Origin of the sequence: Maribellus comscasis, from assembly GCF_009762775.1 — a bacterium.
In the GTDB taxonomy this organism is placed as follows: Bacteria; Bacteroidota; Bacteroidia; order Bacteroidales; family Prolixibacteraceae; genus Draconibacterium; species Draconibacterium comscasis.
In genome coordinates this window covers 3439115-3463793 of the sequence record NZ_CP046401.1, presented here as the reverse complement: position 1 = coordinate 3463793, position 24679 = coordinate 3439115, and the positions used below count along the sequence as shown (strand labels likewise).

10 protein-coding genes are annotated in these 24679 nt (G+C 38.1%); all 10 read left to right on the top strand.

Annotation, left to right across the window (positions count from 1 at the left end; translation table 11 throughout):
* The first annotated feature begins 67 nt into the window (after positions 1 to 67).
* The 10 genes from GM418_RS13665 (at position 68) to GM418_RS13620 (ending at position 24644) form a co-directional block, all read left to right on the top strand.
* A complete protein-coding gene (locus tag GM418_RS13665) occupies positions 68 to 2398 on the top strand; it encodes an ABC transporter permease (RefSeq protein WP_158867208.1) in 2331 nt (776 codons plus the stop codon).
* A 329-nt stretch (positions 2399 to 2727) separates the two neighbouring features.
* The gene (locus tag GM418_RS13660) at positions 2728 to 5094 is read left to right on the top strand and encodes an ABC transporter permease (RefSeq protein WP_158867206.1); all 2367 of its coding nucleotides are present in this window, start codon (positions 2728 to 2730) and stop codon (positions 5092 to 5094) included.
* Positions 5095 to 5118: 24 nt separating this feature from the next.
* Complete coding sequence (locus GM418_RS13655) at positions 5119 to 7470, top strand: ABC transporter permease (protein WP_158867204.1); 2352 nt, start codon at positions 5119 to 5121, stop codon at positions 7468 to 7470.
* Positions 7471 to 7545: 75 nt separating this feature from the next.
* Positions 7546 to 9912 (top strand): ABC transporter permease, encoded by a 2367-nt coding sequence (locus tag GM418_RS13650; RefSeq protein WP_158867202.1) that lies wholly within the window; start codon positions 7546 to 7548, stop codon positions 9910 to 9912.
* A gap of 50 nt (positions 9913 to 9962) precedes the next feature.
* Positions 9963 to 12359 carry an ABC transporter permease gene (locus GM418_RS13645; RefSeq protein ID WP_158867201.1) on the top strand — a complete coding sequence of 799 codons (2397 nt, stop codon included), beginning with the start codon at positions 9963 to 9965 and terminating at the stop codon, positions 12357 to 12359.
* 25 nt (positions 12360 to 12384) lie between these two features.
* Positions 12385 to 14733 carry an ABC transporter permease gene (locus GM418_RS13640; RefSeq protein ID WP_158867199.1) on the top strand — a complete coding sequence of 783 codons (2349 nt, stop codon included), beginning with the start codon at positions 12385 to 12387 and terminating at the stop codon, positions 14731 to 14733.
* A gap of 94 nt (positions 14734 to 14827) precedes the next feature.
* A complete protein-coding gene (locus tag GM418_RS13635) occupies positions 14828 to 17191 on the top strand; it encodes an ABC transporter permease (protein WP_158867197.1) in 2364 nt (787 codons plus the stop codon).
* Between the two features lie 74 nt (positions 17192 to 17265).
* Positions 17266 to 19644 (top strand): ABC transporter permease, encoded by a 2379-nt coding sequence (locus GM418_RS13630; protein WP_158867195.1) that lies wholly within the window; start codon positions 17266 to 17268, stop codon positions 19642 to 19644.
* 20 nt (positions 19645 to 19664) lie between these two features.
* The gene (locus tag GM418_RS13625) at positions 19665 to 22103 is read left to right on the top strand and encodes an ABC transporter permease (protein WP_158867193.1); all 2439 of its coding nucleotides are present in this window, start codon (positions 19665 to 19667) and stop codon (positions 22101 to 22103) included.
* Positions 22104 to 22169: 66 nt separating this feature from the next.
* Positions 22170 to 24644 (top strand): ABC transporter permease, encoded by a 2475-nt coding sequence (locus GM418_RS13620; RefSeq protein ID WP_158867191.1) that lies wholly within the window; start codon positions 22170 to 22172, stop codon positions 24642 to 24644.
* The last annotated feature ends 35 nt before the right edge of the window (positions 24645 to 24679 follow it).

Genomic DNA, 24679 nt, shown 5'->3' with positions numbered 1-24679 from the left:
ACTCAGAGCTGATTGCCCGGGATAGAAACACTTTGATATAAACATGTAAAACAAAAAAAATCAGATAATGATACGATTTAAATTAAAACTGGCTGTTCGGAATTTACTAAAAAATAAATTGTACACATCCTTAATCATCGGCGGTTTTGCTGTTGGGTTTACAGCCTGTATTCTTATTGCATTGTTTTATAATGCTGAACACAATGTAGACAAACATTTTGCAAATTACGATAACATTTTTCGATTGTATGATGCAAAAGAGGATAAGGCCGGACTTGATTACAAATTAAATACGATACTTTCGGAAAATTACCCGGATATAGAAGAAACATGTCCACTTGGATTTGCGTATTTCCCGTTTACACTAAAAGATGCTGAAACAAAAGACTACATACGTGCAAATTACCTGGTTTCAACAAACAATAATTTCTTTGATGTTTTTTCACAGGAAATTGTGGCGGGCGTGGCAGACAAACCATTTAGCCAAAATAATTCGGCTGTACTTACGGAGTCGCTTGCTAAAAAACTTTTTGGAGATAAAAATCCATTAGGTCGCACAGTAAAAGAAGAATTCTTTACAGCCACGGTTACAGCTGTTATGAAAGATCTCCCCGAAAACTCCAGTTTTAAGGCAGAGATTCTTTTAAACAGTGAAAATAAAGAGTTCCAAATGGCACAGGAATGTAATGGCGGAGTTTGCATTTTTCCTGTCGAGCACTTTCTTTTACTAAAAAACGGGACTAAACCCAACGAATTTGCTGAAAAACTCAATTCATCAATCGGGCAATTTACTACTACTGACAGCCTGGCTTTACAAAATATAACCGACATCTATCTTTCGACAAAAAAACTTGGGTGGGCTGACGAACATACGAAAGGAAATTCGAAGATGCTTATGGTTTTTCTGTCCATTGGCATTTTGATTATTCTCCTTTCCAGTATCAATTACCTCAACTATACAATTTCAATGCAATATGCAAAGCTGAAGGAAATAGGAATTAACAAAACCAACGGAGCAGGCAAACCGCAACTGATTTTGGACTCTTTTATTGAAGTTACGCTGGGAATTATTATAGCATTGCTCATTTCAGTTATACTGACTACCATTCTTTTTCCTTCCGCCGAATCACTCTTTGGCCGCTCCATACAAATTTCGGATATTAACTTTTACCAGTTGCTTCCTGTTTTTGCAGCTATCTTTTTTGCTATTATTTTATTAAATAGCCTGGCTCCTATTTATATCCTTTCGCGTTTTAACATCACCGATTTCCTTTCAGGCGGGCGAAAATCCAGGGGAAAACAATGGATAAAACAAGCCATGTTAACGTTTCAGCTAACCGTTTCCATCGCACTTATTGCAGCTGTGTTACTTATTTTTAAACAGCTTCAGTTTGTAAAACATCACGACCTGGGTTTTGATGAAGAACACCTGGTAAGAATAGAACTTCCTTTTTTATTTAAAAAAGCAAATGCACTGGGAAACGAAATTGCCACACTTCCTTTTGTGAGCGGGAGCACGCTAAGTGCAGGTAATCCCGGAAATATTAATTTGAGTATGGGAAGCGGCGTAGAGGACAATGAGTTTATGGTCAATTGTATTCATGTGTCGGATAATTTTTTGGAAACTTTTGGGATTCATTTGTTGGACGGGCGAGATTTTATGGCCGGCGATAAAAACAAGGCTTGTATTATGAACCGGGCTGCAATTGTCCGTTACGGATGGGAGAATATTGAAGGAAAAAAATACAACAACGGCCGGGAAGGAGGATATGAGGTAGTGGGAGTTGTTAATAATTTTAATGTTGAATCGCTTCATTCAGAGATGACGCCGGTTGCACTGATATATAATCCGGAGCAGGAATTCGGCACACTCTCGCTTCGGCTTTCTGCCGGGAATGCAGGCCGGCAAATGGAACAAATCAGGAAAGTATGGAACAATTTTTTACCCGATGACCCCATGGAATTTACATTTTACGACGACCAGTTTCAGGCCATGTATGTAAAGGAAGAAAAACTGGCAAAAGCCATCTCATTTTTTTCGCTGATTGCGGTCGTGCTCACTTGTATGGGAATTTTGGGACAAATCTTTCTTATCAGCTTAAACCGCACCAAGGAAATTGGAGTACGAAAAGTAAATGGCGCCAAAGTGTCGGAAATCCTCATCCTGCTCAACAAAGATTTTATAATATGGGTACTGATAGCATTTATTCTGGCAAGTCCGGCAACATGGTTTGCAATGAACAAATGGCTCGAAAATTTTGCCTATAAAACCGAATTGAGTTGGTGGATTTTTGCATTGGCAGGTTTGCTGGCATTGGGAATTGCATTGCTAACCGTTAGTTGGCAGAGCTGGAGAGCGGCTACGAGAAATCCGGTAGAAGCACTTCGATACGAGTAACCAAAACTTACTCCGGGTGAAAGCTGTCTCATCAAATGGGAAAAAATCATTCTTCCCTGGCGATGAATGACAAATCTTTTGACATTGAGTGTTAATTTTTTAGACAGTGGCAACAAGCACAAACATTAAAACAAACTGACAAACAACACCTTAAATGCTTGGCACAGTTTCTGGAATTCAAAAAATGAAAACAATTACATATGTAAGAAATTTCTTCCTGTTTTAATGAAGTCATAGTCTGAGAGAAAACGGATGTAAATAAAAAAACGGAGATATTAAAATCCGGGATTCAGGAAGGAATTGTAATTAATTACAATAACACCTTCATTATGAATTTTCTACAGTTCAAAAACAGCTTCCGCTTTTTACTTAAGAAGAAGAATTACCTGTTAATAAATGTATTGGGGCTGGGCGTTGGAATTGCCTCGTTTCTTATCCTCTTTCTATACGTCTATAACGATATCACCTACAATCACTTCAACAAAAACCTGAAAAATATATACCGGGTTCGTGAAGGAGGAGGGGAACAAACCAAAGGCTTGTTGTTGCCAAAAATGTTGGAACAAATTCCCGAAGTTACAAATGGAACGCGAATTTTTGACTGGGACGGGTATCGGTTGAGTTATGGAGAAAAGGCTTTTGCCCAAAATGTACAATACGTCGATACCGGTTTTTTTTCGGTATTTACATTTCCATTTCTGGAAAAAGGAACAGGCGATGATATTCACCAAAAATACAATGCGGTAGTTAGCCGGGAATTTGCTGAGAAATATTTCGGAGAAAATCCGGCAACAGACAAAAAACTACAGGTTCGGTTTGACAATATTTTTCTGAATGTAAACGGAGTGGTTGACATTCCTGAAAATTCCTCCATAAAATTCGACATTGTAACTTCCTATGAAACCGGAGAGGAAATTTCACCCTGGATAAAACAGGTTCATGACTGGTATAATACATTCTCAAAAACGTATGTCCTTTTGAAAGACGGAACCCAACCGGAAACCATTTACAGCAAAATGCAGAAAATTGCTGAAGATAATTTCCAGACCGGAGGCAACAATAAAGCAGACCTAAATTTGCTGGCTTTTAAAAATTATCATGCTGAACAGGAATCGAACCGGACCCTGATTATCATTTTAAGTATTATTGCTTTGGGAATTCTGAGCATTGCCATGGTGAATTTTATTAACCTAACCATCACCAACTCCCTGGGCAGAACCAAAGAAATAGGAATAAAAAAAGTGGTTGGAGCCGGGAAAACTTTCCTTGTGCGGCAAATAATCATTGAATCGCTGATGGTAAGTTTTATCGCCTTGTTTATTGGATATTTGTTGGCAGCTTCCTTTTTACCTGAGTTTAACCAGCTTTATGGCACTCAACTTCACCTTAGCCTCATCCGAAATAAATTGCTGCTTCCTTTGCTGATGATCATCTGGCTAACTGTCGGATTGCTGTCCGGATTTGCTCCGGCACTTTACTGGTCGCGATTAAATTCAATAGAGAGTTTGCAGGGAAAGATTTTTAAAGGAGGCAAAGTTGGGATGAAACGATATTCGCTTGTTGTATTACAGTTTGCGATTGCCATTGTTCTTATTTCGGGCACATTTTTGGTGCGAAAACAAATTCAATATATGGTAACCCATGATCCAAAATTTGATGGAGAAAATGTGGTTGTGGCTGAATTGACCAGCTGGGAATATCAAGATTTAAATGCTGCCTCATTAAAATTTAAACGAATTGCCGATGAGCTAAAATCAAGCCCGTTTGTAGAATCGGTTTGTTTTTCGCAATGCACGCCGGGAAATTACCACCAAAACTATAATACATTTTATACTGAAGGTGAAAGTAATGTGGAAAGCATTCATCTCAGGAAAGCATATGTAGGAAGAGATTATTTTAAAACTTTTGGGATTAAAATCATTAATGGAGAAGGATTTACGGACGAAACCCACAATTATGGGAACAGCCTTATTCTCAATGAAAAAGCGATGCAGGTTTTGGGCTATAACCAAATTGAAAACCAGATTATTCACGAAAGCTCCAGGTCGGGTACACCGAATAAAATAATCGGCGAGGTGGAAGATTTCGCCTATCAGGGTGCACAGTATGAAATGCAGCCGGTAGCCCATATTTTCTCGGAACAGGAAAATTATTCCGACTGGGCTTATCTTTCCATAAAAACACGTTCGGGTACAGGTTTACAGGTAATAAAACTCCTGAAGGAAAAATGGGAAAATACACAACCTGAATCAACAATCTCGTGTTTTTTTGCCAACGACAAACTAAACGAACAATATAAAGAATATGTAAAAATAAACCAGATTATTGCCTGGTTCTCTATCGTTGCCATTGTGCTTTCCTGCATTGGTTTGTTTGCGCTTTCGTCGTACGCCATTTCGCGCCGTATCAAAGAAATTGGTGTACGAAAAGTAAACGGAGCCAAAGTATTTGAGGTCGTTGGTTTACTAAACCGCGACTTTTTAAGGTGGGTGGTCGTTTCATTTATCATCGCTGTGCCGCTTGCCTGGTTTGCTCTGCACCGGTGGTTGGAAGGCTTTGCCCTCAAAACTGAAATCAACTGGTGGATTTTCGCAATTGCCGGTATACTGGCTGTGGGAATTGCGCTATTGACGGTGAGTTGGCAAAGCTGGCGGGCAGCAATCAGAAATCCTGTTGAGGCATTGAAATATGAATAATTATAATTAAACGTAAATAAGGTCATGTTCTCTTACTATTTAAAATCAGCATTTAGAAATCTGTGGAAGAATAAAAAGTTTTCAGTAATCAACATTAGCGGATTTGCTTTTGGTATTTCTATTTGCCTGGCAATTGCCTTATTCCTGATAAAAGAATACTCTTACGACCGATATCATGAAAATGCGGGGCAAATTGTACGTTTAGTCAATAGTGAAGACAACACAAGTTCAATCGATTACAGGGTAAAAGACATTTTGCTTCAAAATTATCCCGAAATAGAAAGCGGATGTTTAGTACAGATTATGAACCGTCCTGTTGCCGTGCAGGTCAATGAACAGGCATCCTATCTCGACAATATCATGTCGGTTGATAACGATTTTTTTAACGTTTTTACCATCGCATTTTTAACGGGCAACCGGGAAAAACCATTTTCAACATTAACTTCAGCACTAATAACCCAAAGTACGGCAAAATCGCTCTTTGGAACAGAGAATCCCTTGGGTAAAGAAATCATGTACGAAAACCGAATTCCGCTTACAGTAAGCGGCGTAATTGAAGATTTCCCGGAGAATTCGAGCATTTCAGCTAAAATTTTGGTAAATGCCGAAAACAAAAGTTTTAAATTCTCAAGCTGGATTGGCAACAGTGATGATTTAAGCACTTATCGCTGGCCCTTTCGAATTTATTTGCAATTAAACAAAAATGCCAACCGCAAAAACCTGGTTTCAAAAATTAATTCAAACACGCAGATTCTTGATCCTTACTTAAAAGAGGCTAATTTTCTTGCTTTAAACGATATCTATTTATTTGATTTGACCAATGGGAGTGCAACCAAAAAAGGAAATATTGGCCTGATGCGGTTACTTGGTGCAATCGCCGCTATAATTCTTACACTCGCTATAATCAATTACGTTAACCTGACCATCGCCCAGCAAAACAAAAGAAACAAAGACACGGGTGTAAAAAAGGCAATCGGGGCATTTCGTAAAAATATTCTTTTGCACTTTATTTTTGAATCGGTAATTGTTTCCGTTTTTTCGTTTTTCCTTGCCGTTATTTTTCTATGGATTTTGTTGCCATTTTACCAATCTGTATTCGATACAATCCTCAATTTTAAACTCCTTTTTACTTTCCCTTATATTTTTATATTAATGCTTTCGGCAGTAATAATAGGAATTGTAAGCGGAAGCGGTCCTGCCATTACAGTTTCTGGGATCAATCCGGTCAGGATTCTGAGCGGTTCTGTTACGACCTTAAAAAATAAATCCGTTTTCAGAAATTCGCTTACCATTTTTCAGTTTACCATTTCAATCGTCCTCATTTTTTGTGTTATGATTGTCCAACGACAAATTGGCTTTGTAAAGCATAAAAATCCAGGATTTACAGAAGAACAACTTTTAAGGGTTGATGTCCCGCGAATTCAGAAAGATGACATTCAAAAAGCGATGATCCTGATCAACGAATTGCAAAAGTCGCCATTTATTAAGAATATGACAACCTCAAATGGAGTCCCCGGAGCGGTTAATATGTGGATGGGGTCAAATATGGAAAATACCGATAAAAATATGAGTGTTCCCTGTTTGTTGGTCGATACGGCATTTTTAAAAACACTTGGCTTGAAAATTACTAAGGGAAGAGACCTGCAGCCCGGCGATGATGGAAAAGTTTGCTATTTCAACGAAGCGGCATATAACTATTTTGAATTTGATGACCTTGAAAATAAAAGATTTAATAATTATGGCGGATTCGACATCATTGGAGTAGTGAAAGATTTTCATTACAGTTCGATGCATGAGGCAATCGGGCCACTTTGTCTCATGGTAACATCGAATTTTCGCCCAACAGCCATTAATGTGCAACTTGAAAGCAACACCATTGCACAGAGCATGAGTTTTATCCGGGAAACGTGGCAAGATTTACTGCCGAATTATCCTTTTAAATACCAATTTTATGATCAATGGTTTGATTCTATGTATCGCTCGGAAGAACGATTTGCCAAAACCATCGGATTTTTTGCCATTCTTGCTATCGTAATCTCATGTATCGGAATTTTAGGGCTTGCTATCTTTTCTTCAGAAAGAAGGATAAAGGAAATCGGTATCCGGAAAGTAAACGGAGCTAAGATTTCCGAAGTAATTACCATGCTGAACAAAGACTTTGTTAAATGGGTAAGCATTGCCTTTGTTGTTGCTACACCCATTTCATGGTACGCCATGAACAAATGGCTGGAAAGTTTTGCCTACAAAACCGGTTTAAGCTGGTGGATTTTTGCCCTGGCCGGGTTAGTGGCATTAGGAATTGCATTGTTGACGGTGAGTTGGCAGAGCTGGCGGGCTGCAACAAGAAATCCGGTTGAGGCTCTTCGATATGAGTAGGACGAAGAATCCCGACATTTTTGGTAGAGTTGTGGCACTTAAGTGAATATAGCGATGAATTAAAAACAGAATGACATGTTTAAACATAATTTGCTGATAATACTCAGGAACTTCAGACAAAATAAGAATTCACTTTTTATAAATCTTATTGGTTTGTCAACTGGTTTGGCTTGTGCTTTATTGATTTACCTGTGGGTAAATGATGAGCTTAACATGGATACGTTTAACGAAAATAATGAAAGGCTTTACCAGGTGCTTACTACCCATCCAAATGAAGATGGAATTGATACATGGAGATCAGCTCCAATTCCACTGGCTCCCGCTTTAACAGAAGAAATGCCGGAGGTAGAATATGCAGTTAGTTCGTCTCCAGTGCTACAGGATTTTATAATAAGTAACGGGGAACAAAATTTTGATGCAACTGGAATATTTGCGGATGAAAACTTCTTTAAGGTCTTTTCCTATGGCTTTATAAAAGGGAATCGTAATTCTGTTTTGAATGATAAAAACTCGGTGGTAATAACCGAAAAAATGGCACTGACTTTATTCAATACAACTGAGAGCATTTTGGGCAAAACAGTCAGCTGGCAAAGTAATGATAAAAAGATGGACGTTGTTGTTTCAGGTGTTTTGAAAAATATTCCTGCAAGTTCATCAACGCAGTTTGATTTTGTGGTTTCCTATGAAGTTTTTAAAGATTTGGTTGGGAGTTATGCCACATGGGGAAATCATCAGGCAAAAACCTACCTGCTGTTAAAAGAAGGAACAGATATAGCTCAGTTCAAAAATAAAATTGTCGATTTTCTCAAGACAAAAGACAAGAATTCGGATGTTACAATTTTACTTCAAAAATATTCAGATATTTATTTGTATAACCGGTTTGAAGACGGAAAGCTGGCGGGTGGCAGAATTGAATATGTTAGATTGTTTTCAATAATTGCCCTATTTATTTTAGTGATAGCCTGTATAAATTTTATGAATCTTTCCACGGCAAAAACGTTTAGAAAGATCAAAGAAGTAGGTATAAAAAAGACAATTGGTTCAAGCCGGGTTGCTCTAATTGGGCAATACCTGGGAGAATCGTTAATTATCAGCTTTTTTGCATTTATACTGGCAGTGTTGTTTGTGGCATTGCTCCTTCCTCAATTCAATGCGATAACCGGAAAACATCTTTCACTTGTTCCAAATGATAAATTAGTTTTTGCAAGTATCTCAATCTTATTTTTAACAGGGTTAATAGCAGGCGTTTACCCGGCATTTTATTTGTCGGGTTTTCGCCCTTATGCTGTTTTAAAAGGCAAATTGAATAATTCAACAGGTGAAATTTTTATCCGGAAAGGACTTGTTGTTTTTCAATTTTCCTTATCCGTTCTTCTAATTGTATCCGTTTTGGTGGTGTACAAACAGGTAAAGTTAATTCAAACCAAAAATCCGGGTTTTAATCGTGAGAACATCGTTCAATTTAAACTAAAGGGAAAACTTTTTGAAAACTCGCAATCGTTTCTTTCAGAGGTTAGAAAAATTTCGGGTGTAAAACATGCTGCCACGATGTGGGGAAGTATCGTAGGTGAAACCGGTATGACACAAGGTTCCTTCGATTGGGAAGGCAAAGATCCAAACGCAGTTGTGGCATTTTCTCATTTAGGAATAGGCGACGATATGCTTGAATTACTTGACGTTGAAATGCAGTCAGGACGCTCGTTTTCAAAGGATTTCTGGAATGAAGAAAATAAAATAATCATTAACGAAGCAGGAATTGATGTCATGGGATTAAAAAATCCGGTGGGTAAAACATTTAACCTGTGGGGAACAAACTATGAAATAGTTGGAATTGCAAATGATTTTAATTTTCAGTCGTTTCATGAGAATATTAAACCCTTCTTCTTTCGATACCAACCAAAGGAAGCGGAGAAAATACTGGTGAAAATAGAGGCAGGAAGAGAAAAAGCAACTATTGAAAATTTACGGAGCTTATATGAATCTTTCAATCCCGGATATATTTTCGATTATTCTTTTTTAAATGACGAATATGAAAAACAATATTTTGCGGAGCAACGAATTTCTGTATTATCAAAATATTTTGCAGGACTGGCCATTTTTATATCCTGCCTTGGTCTGTTTGCTATGTCGGCTTTCACTGCCGAGCGAAGAACAAAGGAAATTGGTATTCGAAAAGTAATGGGATCGAGCGAAATTGGAATTGCCAGGCTTTTATCGGGTGAATTTACAAGTGTAGTAATTTTGGCTATCGTTATTGCCATTCCAATCGCTTATTTTGTTACGCATCGCTGGTTGGAAAGCTTTGCCTACAAAACCGGTTTAAGCTGGTGGATTTTTGCCTTGGCCGGGTTAATGGCATTAGGAATTGCATTGCTTACGGTAAGCTGGCAGAGCTGGCGGGCTGCAACAAGAAACCCGGTTGAAGCACTACGATACGAGTAAGTTCCGAGGTCATTAATTGACTTCAAATTCAATGTAAAAACAGAAACAGGATGATTTTTAAAAATATAAAAATAATATTCCGGGAGCTTTTTAAAAACAAGGTTGTTAACGGAATTAATATAACTGGTTTGGCGATTGGAATTGCAGCAATACTGTTTATTGTGCAGTACATCTGGTTTGAAACCAGCTTCGATTCTTTTATTCAGAATAATGATCGGATTTATAGACTGGTTTTTAATCGCTATTATACTACGGGTCTGGATCAAAGTGTAGGAAATAGTTACCTGGCAGGCCAGATTGCAAGAGAGAATATTCCGGAAGTCGAAAATTTTGTACGTTGCAAAAAATCCACTCAGTTTCTGCAGGTTGAAGAAGATATTTTCAAGGAAGAAAGAGCGTTCTTCGCCGACAGCTCTTTTTTCGATTTGTTTTCATATCCGGTAGTTTCAGGAGTCAAATCCGATTTTTTGAGGGAACCGAACGTTGCGGTAATTACGGAATCTTTAGCCCGTAAATATTTCGGAGATGAAGATCCAATCGGGAAAACCATTTATCGCGTTAACCCGGGAAAAACTCCCTTATTGATTCAGGGCGTTGTAAAAGACGTACCGGAAAACTCGCATTTAAAATTCGATGTAATTATATCCCTGGCAAGCGAGTTAGGCCCATCGTATTGCTATACATGTAACAATACAAATACCTACTTTCTGCTACGCGAAGGAAGCAACCCGAATGAAGTTGCCGCCAAAATAACCGATTATGCACTCGAATTTCTTGAATCCAGGGGAATGAAGCTGGATTTTAAAATTGAATACGAGCTTCAAAAACTGACGGATATTCACTTACACTCACATTACCGGTTTGAACATGAAGCTAATGGCAATTACGGTTATCTGATAGCGTTAATGATTGTTGCATTTTTTATCTTGCTAAGCGCCTGGTTAAATTATACAAACATCTACAAATCGTTAATTAAAAGGAAAATTAAAAGTCTGGGAGTGCGAAAAATCAATGGGGCATCCTGGCGATCTTTTGCCATGGATTTTATTTCTGAAACATGGATAACCGGATTAATCAGCCTTATCCTGGCATTTGCTATTATTAGCTTATTGTTCCCAACATTAAAAAGTTATTTACACCTGGAATATTCGTTCGATTTCATTTTAAGACTCCGGACAATCTTGTATTCCATATTAATAATGACGGGAATTAGCATTGGTGTTGGAATAATACTTACGCTGCGATATTTAAAAACAATCCCGCTGAATATGGTTCTTACAAAGAGTTCCAACGCCGGCAACAAAAGGCCAAAGAATTTTGTGCTGATTGCACAGTTTAGTATTGCAGTCTTTTTAATTGCCAGCACAATGATTGCCATACAGCAAATTCATTACATGCAGGATTCAGCGCTTTCGATGAATATTGACCAGGTATTAACCGTAAAACGATCCGTTGACGGAAAATATAATACAAAGCAAAGGGAATTTGAACAAAGCCTGAAAAATTTTCCCGGGATACTGGAAACAAGCTATTCAACCGTTACGCCGGGAGAGAAAAATGGTTGGGTAAAAGGTGGCATCGCCATTAAAGGAACCGATTTATTGAGTGACCAGTTTTTTCAATCAAATGTAGCACCCGGCTTTTTTGACTTCTTTGACGTAAAATTATTAGCGGGAAGATCGTTCTTTCCCGACGAAACTAACTGGGAAGGAGGCCCTCGACATATTATACTGAATAAACAGGCGGCACTTGCCCTGGGAGCCGCCAACTATGAAGACATTCTTGGCAAAATACTCGTGGATAACGACGATAAAAATGAAATGGGAGAAGTAGTTGGAGTGGTTGACGGTTATTTTCAAAATTCTTTAGACCAGGAAGTTATGCCAACAATTTTTAATCCTGACCAGTTTGGATATTTTATCTTTATTAAGTTTCATAACGAAAACCCCGTGGAGTTGGTCTCGAAAGTAAAAGCAGAATACCAGGAATATTTTAAAGACAGCTATTTTGAGTATTTCTTTTTAGACGACTATTTCAACCAGCAATACCAGTCGCACATTCAATTTAACCGCTGTTTTATTCTGTTTAGCATCATGGCGATTATAATATCCATTTTGTCATTATTGGGTGCGGCTATTATGAGCTCAGTTGAACGAATTAAAGAGATAGGCATTCGTAAGGTAAATGGAGCAAGAATCACGGAAATATTAGTGCTGCTAAACACGGAATCCATAAAAGGAGTGATAATCGCCATTATCATTGCAACTCCGTTAGCCTGGTATACCATGCACAAATGGCTCGAAAACTTTGCGTACAAAACCACTTTAAGCTGGTGGATTTTTGCGCTGGCTGGATTGCTGGCCTTGGGAATTGCGTTGCTAACGGTTAGTTGGCAAAGCTGGCGGGCAGCTACAAGGAATCCTGTGGAGGCCTTACGTTATGAATAGTTTTATTTTAATAAAATTTTAAAGCATGTACTGGAGCTATTTAAAAACCGGACTTCGTAATTTATTGAGAAACAAGTTACTCTCGGCAATCAATATTGCCGGCTTTTCAGTTGGATTAGCCGTTTCATTCCTCATTATATTGTGGATTACTTATGAAGTAGGCTTTGATAAATTCCATGAAAATGCAGAAAATATTTACAGAGTTGTTACCGAATTTGAAAAAAACGGGAGTCCCGATAATTTTGCTCATACTCCGGCTCCACTTGGACCTGCATTAAAAGAAGAATTTCCCGAAGTTTTGGAATATACCCGTTGTTCCGGTACAGGAAAAACGCTTATTACCTGTGCTGAGAATCAATTCTGGGGCGACATTTTTGTAGCCGATGAAAGCATTTTTAAAACATTTAGCTTCAGATTACAAACCGGCAATCCTGAAACGATCTTTTCTTCTCCTCATAGCATAGTTCTTTCGCAAAATATGGCGGAAAAATATTTCCGCGGCAAAAATCCATTGGGCCAAACTATTTCAGTAGGTTTTGATAATCAGCAAGTTTATACGGTAACAGGAGTGCTTGAAAACATTCCCTCCAATTCTCAATTTCACATCGATTTTCTTTTGCCTTTTAGTCGAATCGCTGGTAATTCGGGCTGGGGCATCAAAAATTATACAACATATATTCTTCTGAATGCCATGGGCGATTATAAAAGTCTGCAAAATAAACTTCGGCAGTTTATGGAAAAATACTCGCCCGATAAAAACACAAAACTTCACCTGCAACCCTTTACAAGAATCCATTTGTTTTCTGACCTGCGGTCTGATCTTTCTTCCAATGTACATTATACTAAACTGGTATTATATGCTGCAATAGCTTTGATAATATTACTACTGGCTTCTGTCAATTTTATCAATTTAAGTCTGGCAAAATCAGCGCTTAGAAACAAAGAAATTGGGATACGGAAAATAACAGGTGCCAGCAACAAACAATTAAAGAGCCAGTTCTTATCCGAATCCTTTATGGTAACTTTTGTTTCCTTTTTGCTGGCAATACCGCTTATCTATTTCTTTTTACCCGTTTTCAATGAATTTATCGATAAGAATATCGTTTTCAGTCAGTTGTTCAACCTTAAATCGGTAACTGTTGTAATCGGACTGTTAATTGTCTTGAGTTTTGTAAATGGTTTATACCCGGCCTTTATTTTATCTTCCTATAATCCGATGGGTATTTTAAAGGGGAATTTTAACAGCCGCCAACATTCCGTAACACATGTAAGGCAAACACTGGTTATTTTTCAGTTTGTTGTTGCCATATTTTTTATTAGCGGGACACTTCTGATAAAATCTCAATTGAATTTTATGAAGTACAAAAACCTGGGTTTCGACAAGGAACAGGTAATTATTATTCCCGCATTTTATGATGAAGTGAAACAGAAAAGTGATTTGTTATCCGGAGAAATAAAGAAAAGCGCGTATGTGAAAGAAATCTCTTTTACAAGTTACCTTCCTACCGAACGGGGTTATTCTCAAAACGTTTGGTGGGAAGGAATGGAAAAAAATGAGAATAGGCAGATGAACTGGATAGCAGCCGATGAAAACTTTGTCGACCTTATGGGAATAAAGTTAAAAATGGGCAGAAACTTTGATAAAAACCAGGAGAGTGATAAACACGCATACATAATTAATGAGGAAGCTGCTAAAGAAATCGACTGGGACATGCCACTGGGGAAGTTAATGGATATTACCGAGAAAGGCGAAGTTATTGGCGTTGTAGAAGATTTTAATTTTAAATCGTTACACAGCACTGTTGCCCCGGCTGCCATAAAAATATTCCCTGGCGTTTATAAATATATTTATATTAAAACTATGCCCAATTCAGTTTCGTCTGCATTGACAGATGTAAAAACTATTTGGTCAGCGTTATTACCCGATAGGCCTTTTGAATTCACTTTTCTTGCGAATAATCTGGATGAAGTATACAAAAAAGAGGCAAAGGAAAACAAGATTTTAAACTATATAAGCCTGTTTGCTATTCTGATAGCGGCAATGGGAGTTTTGGGTTTGTCCTCTTTGCTGGTTACAAACCGTATCAAAGAAATTGGCATCCGCAAAGTCAATGGTGCCAAAGTCTCTGAAATATTATCAATGCTCAACAAGGATTTTGTGATTTGGGTAGCGGTGGCATTTTTAATTGCAGGTCCGGTTGCCTGGTATTCCATGAACAAATGGCTCGAAAGTTTTGCCTACAAAACCACATTAAGCTGGTGGATATTTGCTCTGGCCGGGATGCTGGGGCTGGGAATAGCATTATTGACTGTTAGCTGGCAAAGCTGGCGGGCTGCGACAAGGAATCCGGTTGATGCGCTTCGATATGAATGAAGAAATCTATGAAGTCTGCGAGAAAAAAGCAGTTAGCGCTTTGGAAATAGCAATAAGAGATAAACAAACTTTAGTCATCCACTAAAAAGAAACGATGTTAAATATTTTTAAATTAACAATCCGAATCAGCAAAAGGCAGCCTTTGTCATTCAGTATTAATATTATTGGTTTTGCGATTGGCATAGCTTGCGTTTTCATTATCACCCTTTGGATACAAAGTCAGTTTGGATTCGATCAATTTCACAAGAACTATAAAAATATTTACCGCATAGTTGAACATGGAAAGATCAATAATGAGGACGTTTATGAAATTTATATTCCTCCACTTTTTGGGCCGGAGTTTACAAAAGCAGTCCCTGAAATAAAAAATAGTGTCAGGTTTTATCATGTTAACAATTCTGTTTTTAAATATAATCAGCAAGCCTTTTATGAAAACAACGGATATTTTACCGACAATACAATTTTTGAACTGTTTGATTTTCCCCTGCTTGTTGGAGATCAAAACAGCTCCCTAGCCGCTCCAAACTCAATAGTCATCAGCAAGTCAATGTCGTCCAAATATTTCAGCAACAACAACCCAATAGGAAAAACCATTGAGATTGAAGGTGAAGGCTATACCGTAACGGCCGTTTTTAAAGAGATCCCCGAAAATTCGCACCTGCAATTCGATTTTCTTCTTTCGATGACCACGCTGATTACACAGAACAAATATTTTGAAGATTGGAATTCGAACAGGGTTTATACCTATCTCCTTCTTTACCAGAATGCCAAAATCGAACTGATTGAAAAGAAAATGCAAAACGTCATATCGGAAAACACTTCTCTTTGGGACGATCTTGGACTTAGTTATCAGCTACAACCATTAAGTGAAATTTATTTAGACCACCGGTACAACAATGAAAAATTAAAAACCAGCGACAGACGGAATTTGTATATCTTCTCGTTTGTTGTTTTAGCCATTCTACTCATCAGTTGTATCAATTTTATTAATTTATTCGAGGCTCAAAACACAACCAGAAACAAAGAAGTAGGGATCAACAAAATATTGGGAGCCAAGAGAATTAGCCTGATATTTCAATTTATATCCGAAACGTTTATCCATATAATTATTGCTGCTATAATTGCAATAGCTCTTATTGGGCTGAGCCTTCCAATTATTGATGCAACTTTTAAATTAAATCTGAAATTCAATCTTCATAATCCCATGATCTGGCTCTGTTTTACTGGTACTATTGTCATTATTGGATTATTTGCAGGCCTTTTCCCCGCGCTCTATTTATCGTCTTTACAACCTGTAATGATGTTGAAGGGTAAACTGCCTCAAAAAGTCCGGCCCTGGTTCTTGAAAAACGGGCTAATTATTATACAATTCTTTATTTCGATGGTACTGCTTGCAACCACTTTGTTTGTTTCCAAACAAAAAGAATTCCTTCTTAGTAAAAAACTGGGATTTAATAAAGAACAAATTATCTATCTGCCAATAAAAGGGATCCTGCAAAAAAGATTTCCTTCTTTTAAGGAAGAATTACTTAAGATATCCAAAGTTAAAAGTGTTACTGCAAAGTCGTGCCTGGTAACCACAGAAGATGACGGCGGCCCCGTGTGGTCGACCGGGATGACCTATGAACAGGGCCCATTGGCAGAACGTTGCTGGGTAAGCTACGACTATTTCAAAACCCTTGACATAAAAATAAGCGGAGGCAGAAGTTTCTCAAAAGAATTTGGTCGTGATAATGAAGATGTATGTATATTAAACCAAAAAGCCATTGACGAAATTGGCCTTAAAAATCCAATAGGGAAGGAAATATTTTTTAATAACGAGCGTCGTGTTGTTGTGGGAGTGATAGAAGATGTGCTAACCAAATCATTGCACAATACTATTTTCCCACAAGTCTATTTGTTTAAAGAAGGAAACTGGAACCCGGAAGCGGTTGCATTCATTAAATATACAGGAAATGCTGCAGCAGTAATTTCTTCCATAAAAAAAGAATGGCAAAGCATAAATCCAGATGAACCTTTTTCGTATGAATTTCTTGATAACACTTATCGACAAATGTATTCAACGGAAACAAGAATCGCCTTGTTGTTTAAAATCTTTACCAGCATTGCCATGGTACTTTCGTGTCTTGGGTTGTTTGGGGTAAGTCTTTTTGTCGTTCAACGTCGTACCAAAGAAATTGGTATTAGAAAAGTAAACGGTGCCAAAATTTTTGGGGTGATGGCATTGTTAAACAAAGATTTTATAAAATGGATAGCTATTGCTTTTGGTTTTGCAACACCCATTGCATATTATGCCATGAATAAATGGCTGGAGAACTTTGCTTACAAAACCACATTAAGCTGGTGGATTTTTGCAATGGCTGGAGTGCTGGCCTTAGGAATCGCGTTGTTAACCGTGAGTTGGCAAAGTTGGAGAGCAGCTACGAGAAATCCTGTTGAGTCACTCAGATATGAGTGACGAAATCCCGACTATAACACCGGGGTTAAAGCATTGCGATATGAATAAAATTAAAGATTAGTTATAGCAAAGCAATGATTAAACATTTTTTTACCAACATTTTTCGGAATATCCGTCATAACGTGGTATTTACGGTTATCAATTTTACAAATCTTATCATTGGTTTTACCGTGTTTGTATTGTTTAGCGTTGTTATAGGTTTCGAAATCAACTTCGATAAATTCAACACCAATTACAATCAGATCTACCGGGTACAAACCAAACAGGAAGATTCTTATCCAATAAATTACTGCGCTTATAGCCCTCCTGCTTACCGTTTTCATTTAATGGCCGATTTGCCCGAGGTTGAAAAGGTCTTATTAATGCGTGAAGTTTCCGGGGGAGCTAAAGGTTCGGGGCAGTTTTTTACTTTACCTGATGGTGGACAGCTATACGAGCAAAATGGTTATTGGAGTGAAAACAGCATCTTTGATATTTTTACGGTGCAATTGATAGAAGGAGATAAAACTTCTGCACTTACTGAACCGAATACCATTGCACTTTCAGAAACTGTTGCAAACAAACTATTTTCTGACGGAAATGCAGTAGGGAAACAGGTTATTATAGGAAAACGATTTCCGCTGACTGTTTCTGCTGTTTATATCGATTTCCCGAAAAACTCAACGCTTCAGCCTACTTACATGGTTTCCATGGCAACTTACCAGGGGTTAAGCGGCGAAACCAAATTCAGGGAAGATTGGACGAGTATTTCTTTCGATAATTATGTGTTGCTGAAAAAAGGAGCTGATCCGAAATTGGTAGATGCAAAAATCAAAGATGCGTTTAAATATGTAAAAAACTTTGAGAAAAGTTCCCCTTACCTTCACCCGCTTTCAAAGTTACATCTTTCGCCCAATAGTCAGCCCGACATGATGATTGGCCTTGGAATACTTTCGTTGGCAGCAATCCTGGTTTTAATCCTCACTTGTGTAAACTATGTAAATCTTTCGCTTGCCAATTCTACCCAGCGTTCAACCGAAATTGGTATAAAAAAAGTAATTGGATCATCAAAAAAGCTTATTGCTACCCAGTTTCTGGCAGAAACTGTTATTCATAGCATTTTTGCCACCATTATTGCGCTTTTTATCGCACGAGCTTCGTTTCCGTTGTTGAACCATTTACTAAATAAAAATATTGAGTATTCATTATGGGATAACACACAGTTACTATTCTTTATTTTTCTGGTAAGTTTACTGGTAGGAGTATTGTCTGGTTTGTACCCCTCAATGGTTATATCGGCATATAGCCCGGTAAAAGTGCTAAAAGGCAAAATATTCAGCAATGGCGAAAAATCCATCAACATTAAAAAAATATTGGTTGCTACGCAATTTTCCATTTCATTGTTTATGCTTATTGTCAGTTTTATCCTTTTCAACCATGTAAATTTTATTCTGAAAAAGGATTTGGGATTTGATAGCAAAAACATACTTTATACCGAAATCAATCCCCGGGATAATATATCATTTGAAACTGTTAAAACCAGCATTTTACAACATCCCGAAATTGCAGACATTTCGTTTTCCAGTACCATCCCGTTTGTTGGCAATATTGGTGGATTTGTGAGTTGGGAAGGTGCCTCAATTGACGAAAAGGAGATGGTTAGTCGTAACTATGTCAATTATGATTTTATTCCAACCTATAATATTAAAATGGCTTATGGGCGTAATTTTTCGAAAGAATACCCGGCTGATGACAAGGCTTGTATTATAAACGAAACGGCTATGAAGGTTTTTGGATGGAAAGATCCAATTGGTAAACATATTACCTTATCTGGAAGGTCTTATCCTGTTATTGGTGTTGTAAAGGATTTCCATCCTTATTCTGTTCATAATCCGATACCCACATATGTTATGTTTCTGAACAGCAATTTAATTTCTGGTTCAACCCTGCTGTCTGTGCGTTTTAATGGCGACGAACAAAAAGCAAAAACTTTGGTAACCGGTGAACTCGAAAATATCTTCCCCAACGCTCCTTTCGAATTTAAAGATTTTAGTGTTGCATTTCATTTGGATGAAGCAATTGCTTTCTGGCAAACGATGAAAAGAATGTTTGTGTTCTTTTCTGCGATTACTTTGCTTATTTCTACCATTGGTTTGTTTGGATTAATTCTGTTTACCATAAAACGCAGAACAAAAGAAATTGGGGTTAGAAAAGTGTTGGGCAGTTCGGTTGGGTCAGTTTATTGGCAACTCTCCACCGAAGTAATTGGAATGCTTGGTTTTGCCATTCTTGTTGGGTGCCCTGCTGCTATCTACATTTATAAAACCATGCCCGGCGCATACAAGGAGCCGCTTTCAGTAACTGAATTTGTTATAGCCATTGTTTTGGTAGCTATTATCGCTTTCGCTACCATTAGTTACCACGTATTGAAACTTGCAGTGAGCAATCCTGTGGAAGCACTTCGATACGAATAATAACAATTAAAACAGAAAAAATGGGAAATAATTTTATCAAAATAGCGTGGCGGCAGATAACCCGGAACAAGGTTTATGCAGCTATTAACATTATAGGGCTTGCCATTGGAATTGCCTGCGGACTCGTGATTTATAAAATTATCAGTTATGAATCGGGATTTGATAAGTACCACAAGAATTATTCAAATATCTACCGGTTGATTAGCCAGCTGGAACCTCCCGGAGAGGGAATAATTTATGCTGAATCGCAGGTACACCCGATCGGTGAAGCTATTCGAAATGATTTTCCCGGAGTGGACGCAGTAATGACTTTTTATGCCGAAAAGGGGCAGATAGCCATTGAAAACAGCAACGGAACCTTTGAAAGGTATCAGGAGAACACCGGGCTGGCTTATGCTGAGCCTGAAATTTTTGAGATATTTGATTTTGATTTTCTGACAGGAAATCCTCAAAATGCTTTGTCAAATGCAGGAAGTGTTGTTATTACTTCATCGCTGGCCCAAAAATATTTCAATTTAACACCCGGAAATGTAAGTAACGCATTGGGTAAATCATTAAGTGTAAATAACCAAAAAACGTTTACTGTAACCGCTGTTATTGCTGATACTCCTCAAAATACAGATTTGCCCTTTACCATTATAGCTGATTACAAAAGTCAGTCAGCTTCAAATCCATATTTTAATGATGGAACTGACTGGCAGGAATATAATTCTGCCACTAATTGTTACCTGCTTCTACCCGGTGATATTTCTCCGGTTGTTTTTGAAAATCGGCTTAAGGCTTTTGCAGCCAAGTATATTGGTACTGATTCGCCTGTTTTTAAAAAATACGTTTTGCAGCCTCTGTCTGAACTGCACTCAGGAAGGGCCCAGAATTACGGCCACCGGAAGGTTTCAGAAAAAGCTTATTATATTCTCGGCCTGGTTGGGTTATTTATTATTCTATTGGCTTCCATTAATTTTATCAATTTATCTACCGCTCAATCATCCAAAAGATTTAAAGAAATTGGCGTACGAAAAATTACTGGAGTCAGTAAATTTCAATTGATTTCACAGTTTATGGGTGAAACCATATTGATTTCCTATATCGCTGCATTCATCGGTGTAGCCATTGCACATTTTTTATTTATTTACCTGGATGAAATCCTTGGTTACCGTTTAAGCCTCGATATACTGAAAAGTCCGGGAAGCATAATTTTTCTGACTATTTCTGCTCTTTTAATCGGAATAATTTCAGGTATCTATCCATCCACTATTATGGCAGGTATGAGGCCTGTGGGGAATTTAAAAAATTCGCTTCCGGTAAAAAACAGTTCAAATTCAATATCGGTTCGTCGTATTCTCGTGATTGGCCAGTTTGTTATCTCCCTGGTTTTAATAACCGGAACCCTGGTGATGCAAAAACAAATACACTATTTTTTAAATGCTGATTTAGGATTTGACAAAGAAGCGGTGCTGATTGCTCCGTTACCTGATGCGACACCTAGTAAGCTTGATGTGTTGAGATCCAATCTTTTAAAATATCCTGAAATAAAGAAAATCAGCTTTGAATCAACAAGCCCAATGGCTGACTGGAGTGTTAGCAACAGTATTAACTATCCCACACTGGATAAAGACTTATACATGGGTAACTTAAAAACAATAGACGAGAACTATCTTGACCTTTATAACCTTAAATTAATTGCCGGTAAAAATGTTAGCGAAAGGAAAAATTCGGGCGAGGCTATCGTAAACCGGAAAATAACAGAACTCCTGGGATTTGTTGACCCCAATAATGCAATCGGTGAAATTTTTACCTATGGCAGGGCAAACAGGGAATTTAACATTGTGGGAGTTGTTGAAGATTTTCATGCACAGTCACTTCAACAGCAATTAGATTATGTTATATTAAGCAATGTTTCTTTCAATATAAAGGAAGTGGCAGTAAAAATAAATCCTGTTACTGCCAGTTTAGCCGGTTATAACAATTCCATTCAAAAGATAAAAAAAGAGTGGGGCGACATTTTTCCTGAGGCCATTTTTAATTACAATTTCCTTGACAAAAAAATAGCCGGATTTTATAACAGTCAGACCAATACGTTTAAGCTCATTCGCTTGTTTGCAGTAATAGCTCTTTTAATTGCTTCACTTGGCCTTTACGGATTGATTTCTTTTATCGCTAATCAGAAAATCAAAGAGATTGGTATACGCAAAGTAAACGGGGCCAATATTGCGGAAGTAATGGCCATGCTAAATATAAATTTTATTAAATGGATTGCTGTTGCCTTTGTTATTTCAACACCGGTAGCATGGTATGCTATGAATAAGTGGCTCGAAAATTTTGCTTACAAAACTAGCTTGAGTTGGTGGATTTTTGCGCTTGCCGGGGTGCTTGCATTGGGAATTGCATTACTAACGGTGAGTTGGCAAAGCTGGCGGGCAGCAACTAGGAATCCGGTTGAGGCATTGCGTTATGAATAGGAGCCCACACAAACTCACCCGAGGGTGGAAAATTTGAAAACAAATGATAAACTTAAAAATTTAGAAATGTTAAAATCACTTATCATATCATATCTGAGAAATTTATTACGGAATTACAAAAGTACGCTTATTAATATATTGGGGTTGGTAGTTAGCCTTACCTGTGGTTTGGTCATCTTCACCAAAATATACTACGAGCTTAGTTTCGACAAATATCACACAAATGCTGAAAATACATTCCGGATTATTAGGCAAACAAAAGGGCTCGGACTGGGGCTGGAAGCCGGAGAATTTGAATACAGGAATGCGGTTTACGGCGCTTTTCCCGGTACAATAAAAGATGAAATTCCGGAACTTGAAAACGTGATTCCGGTTTATCCGCAGGGCGGACTTTTAGTCGGAGTTCCCGATGAATCGAACGCAAACGATACGGAACTCTTCAAACTGGAAAACCAGCGTGCCGTTTTTACTACCCCTTCCTATTTTGATGTATTCGATTTCAAAACCAAAGGCTTTGAATGGATTTACGGCGCTCCGTCCTCCTCACTTTCTGAGCCATTTTCAGTTGTTTTAAGTGAGCAACTTGCCACCCGGTTTTTTGGAGACGAAAATCCTGTGGGTAAAACGCTGGAAATATTCGACCGCCCTTTTTCCATTTCCGGTTTGGTAACCGATGTTCCGGCCAACTCCGATTTCCCTTTTCAGATGTATATATCCAATAGTTCGCTTGAACGAATGTTTCCAGGGATGTCAAACGATTGGGGTGGCCTGGGAGGACAGGAATGTTTTGTGTTGCTCAAAAATCCATCACAAAAAGATTTGATTGAGCATAAAATCAGTGAAATACATGCTCAGCACGTTTCCAAAGAAATTGCTGAAAACCGGGTATTTAAACTTCAGCCACTGGGCGACATACATTACGACACGAGGTTTACCAACTACAATAACCGGATTATAAGCAAAGATACGATTGTTACTCTCGGATTCATCGGGCTCTTTTTGCTAATAATGGCTTGTGCCAATTATGCAAACCTATCGCTGGCCCGGTCGAAATACCGTGCACGCGAAGTGGGAGTAAGAAAAATAATGGGAGGCAAACGCTGGCATCTGGTATTCCAGTTTTTTGGCGAGTCGGTGGTGCTTACAACTTTTTCCATACTTTTCGCATTGCTGCTGAGCAAACTGGCTATTCTGTTCCTATACAATCTTTTCGGAATCCCGCAAAATTTTGCTCCGCCGTTTAATTTTATCACGGTTTTGGTGCTGCTGGCATTTGTTATTTTGGTCAGCTTGTTAAGCAGCGGTTATCCCTCATTGTTGTTGTCCGCATCACGGCCGGTGGATTTGGTAAAAAGCGGATTTGAAATTTCTCAAAAAGGCGTAGCCACTTTTACAAAAAGTATGGTAATTGTTCAGTTTACGATTTCGTTGTTAATGATAATCGGAACAATTTCCCTGTACCGGCAGTACCGGTTCCTTTTAAATTCTGATATGGGATTTGATAAAGTGGCTGTGTTTAATGTACCCATACCCACAAACGACGAAACTTTGATGAAACGATTTAGGTCGGCTTTAATGGAAAACCCGTCGATTGAAGATGTTAGCTTTACCAATTCTCATCCGGCACAGGATGCAGGAAATTTTAATGACATTTCCACATTTTCAAACCGAAACAGTATTACACTTACAGCGCATCGGGCAGTTGCCGATACATCCTATCTGGAAACCTACGGATTACACCTGGTTGCCGGAGAGAATTTCAAACTGAGAGATTCTTCCAGAAGTATAATCATAAACGAGGAACTCGCCAAACAATTCAATTTCACATCGCCGGTTGATGCCCTGGGCAAAGAAGTTAGAACCTATTTTGATGGGGGAAACAGAAGATACACAGTATGTGGAGTGGTAAAAGATTATCACTACGAATCGTTTCATAACAAAATACGTCCTGCCTTTATCATTCAGAAATTGAATCGTTCGCGAGTTGCCGGAATCCGAATGGTTACAGATAATAACGCCGGTAGCAGTAACTTTAACCAAATTCGTAATGTGCTGGCATATACAGAAAACACCTGGAGATCCATCTTTCAGAACGAATATTATGAATATGAGTTTGTTGAAGACAGAATAGCATCGAACTATGCCAGCGAGGAAAATGCTTCGGATTTAATAAACCTGTTTGCTATAATTACTATCATTATCAGCTGCTTAGGCATTTTTGGACTGGCGTTGTATTCCAGCGAAAAACGCTCAAAAGAGATTGGCATTCGAAAAATAAACGGAGCCAAAATTTCAGAAGTTATGATAATGCTTAACAAAGACCTGGTAAAATGGGTCATAATTGCTTTCCTCATTTCGAGCCCCATCGCATTTTATGTAATGCACAAATGGCTCGAAAATTTTGCGTACAAAACCAATTTAAGCTGGTGGATTTTTGTCGCAGCAGGAATTTTAGTATTGGCAATTGCACTGTTAACTGTGAGTTGGCAGAGTTGGAGGGCAGCTACAAAGAATCCTGTTGAGGCACTAAGATATGAATAGAAGAAAGACAAAGATCCTATTGGAAAGAAAATAGA

Coding starts and splice junctions, on each gene's coding strand:
- GM418_RS13665 (WP_158867208.1), top strand. CDS start 68: ATGATACGATTTAAATTAAAACTGGCTGTTCGGAATTTACTAAAAAAT.
- GM418_RS13620 (WP_158867191.1), top strand. CDS start 22,170: ATGTTAAAATCACTTATCATATCATATCTGAGAAATTTATTACGGAAT.
- GM418_RS13640 (WP_158867199.1), top strand. CDS start 12,385: ATGTACTGGAGCTATTTAAAAACCGGACTTCGTAATTTATTGAGAAAC.
- GM418_RS13645 (WP_158867201.1), top strand. CDS start 9,963: ATGATTTTTAAAAATATAAAAATAATATTCCGGGAGCTTTTTAAAAAC.
- GM418_RS13660 (WP_158867206.1), top strand. CDS start 2,728: ATGAATTTTCTACAGTTCAAAAACAGCTTCCGCTTTTTACTTAAGAAG.
- GM418_RS13650 (WP_158867202.1), top strand. CDS start 7,546: ATGTTTAAACATAATTTGCTGATAATACTCAGGAACTTCAGACAAAAT.
- GM418_RS13635 (WP_158867197.1), top strand. CDS start 14,828: ATGTTAAATATTTTTAAATTAACAATCCGAATCAGCAAAAGGCAGCCT.
- GM418_RS13630 (WP_158867195.1), top strand. CDS start 17,266: ATGATTAAACATTTTTTTACCAACATTTTTCGGAATATCCGTCATAAC.
- GM418_RS13655 (WP_158867204.1), top strand. CDS start 5,119: ATGTTCTCTTACTATTTAAAATCAGCATTTAGAAATCTGTGGAAGAAT.
- GM418_RS13625 (WP_158867193.1), top strand. CDS start 19,665: ATGGGAAATAATTTTATCAAAATAGCGTGGCGGCAGATAACCCGGAAC.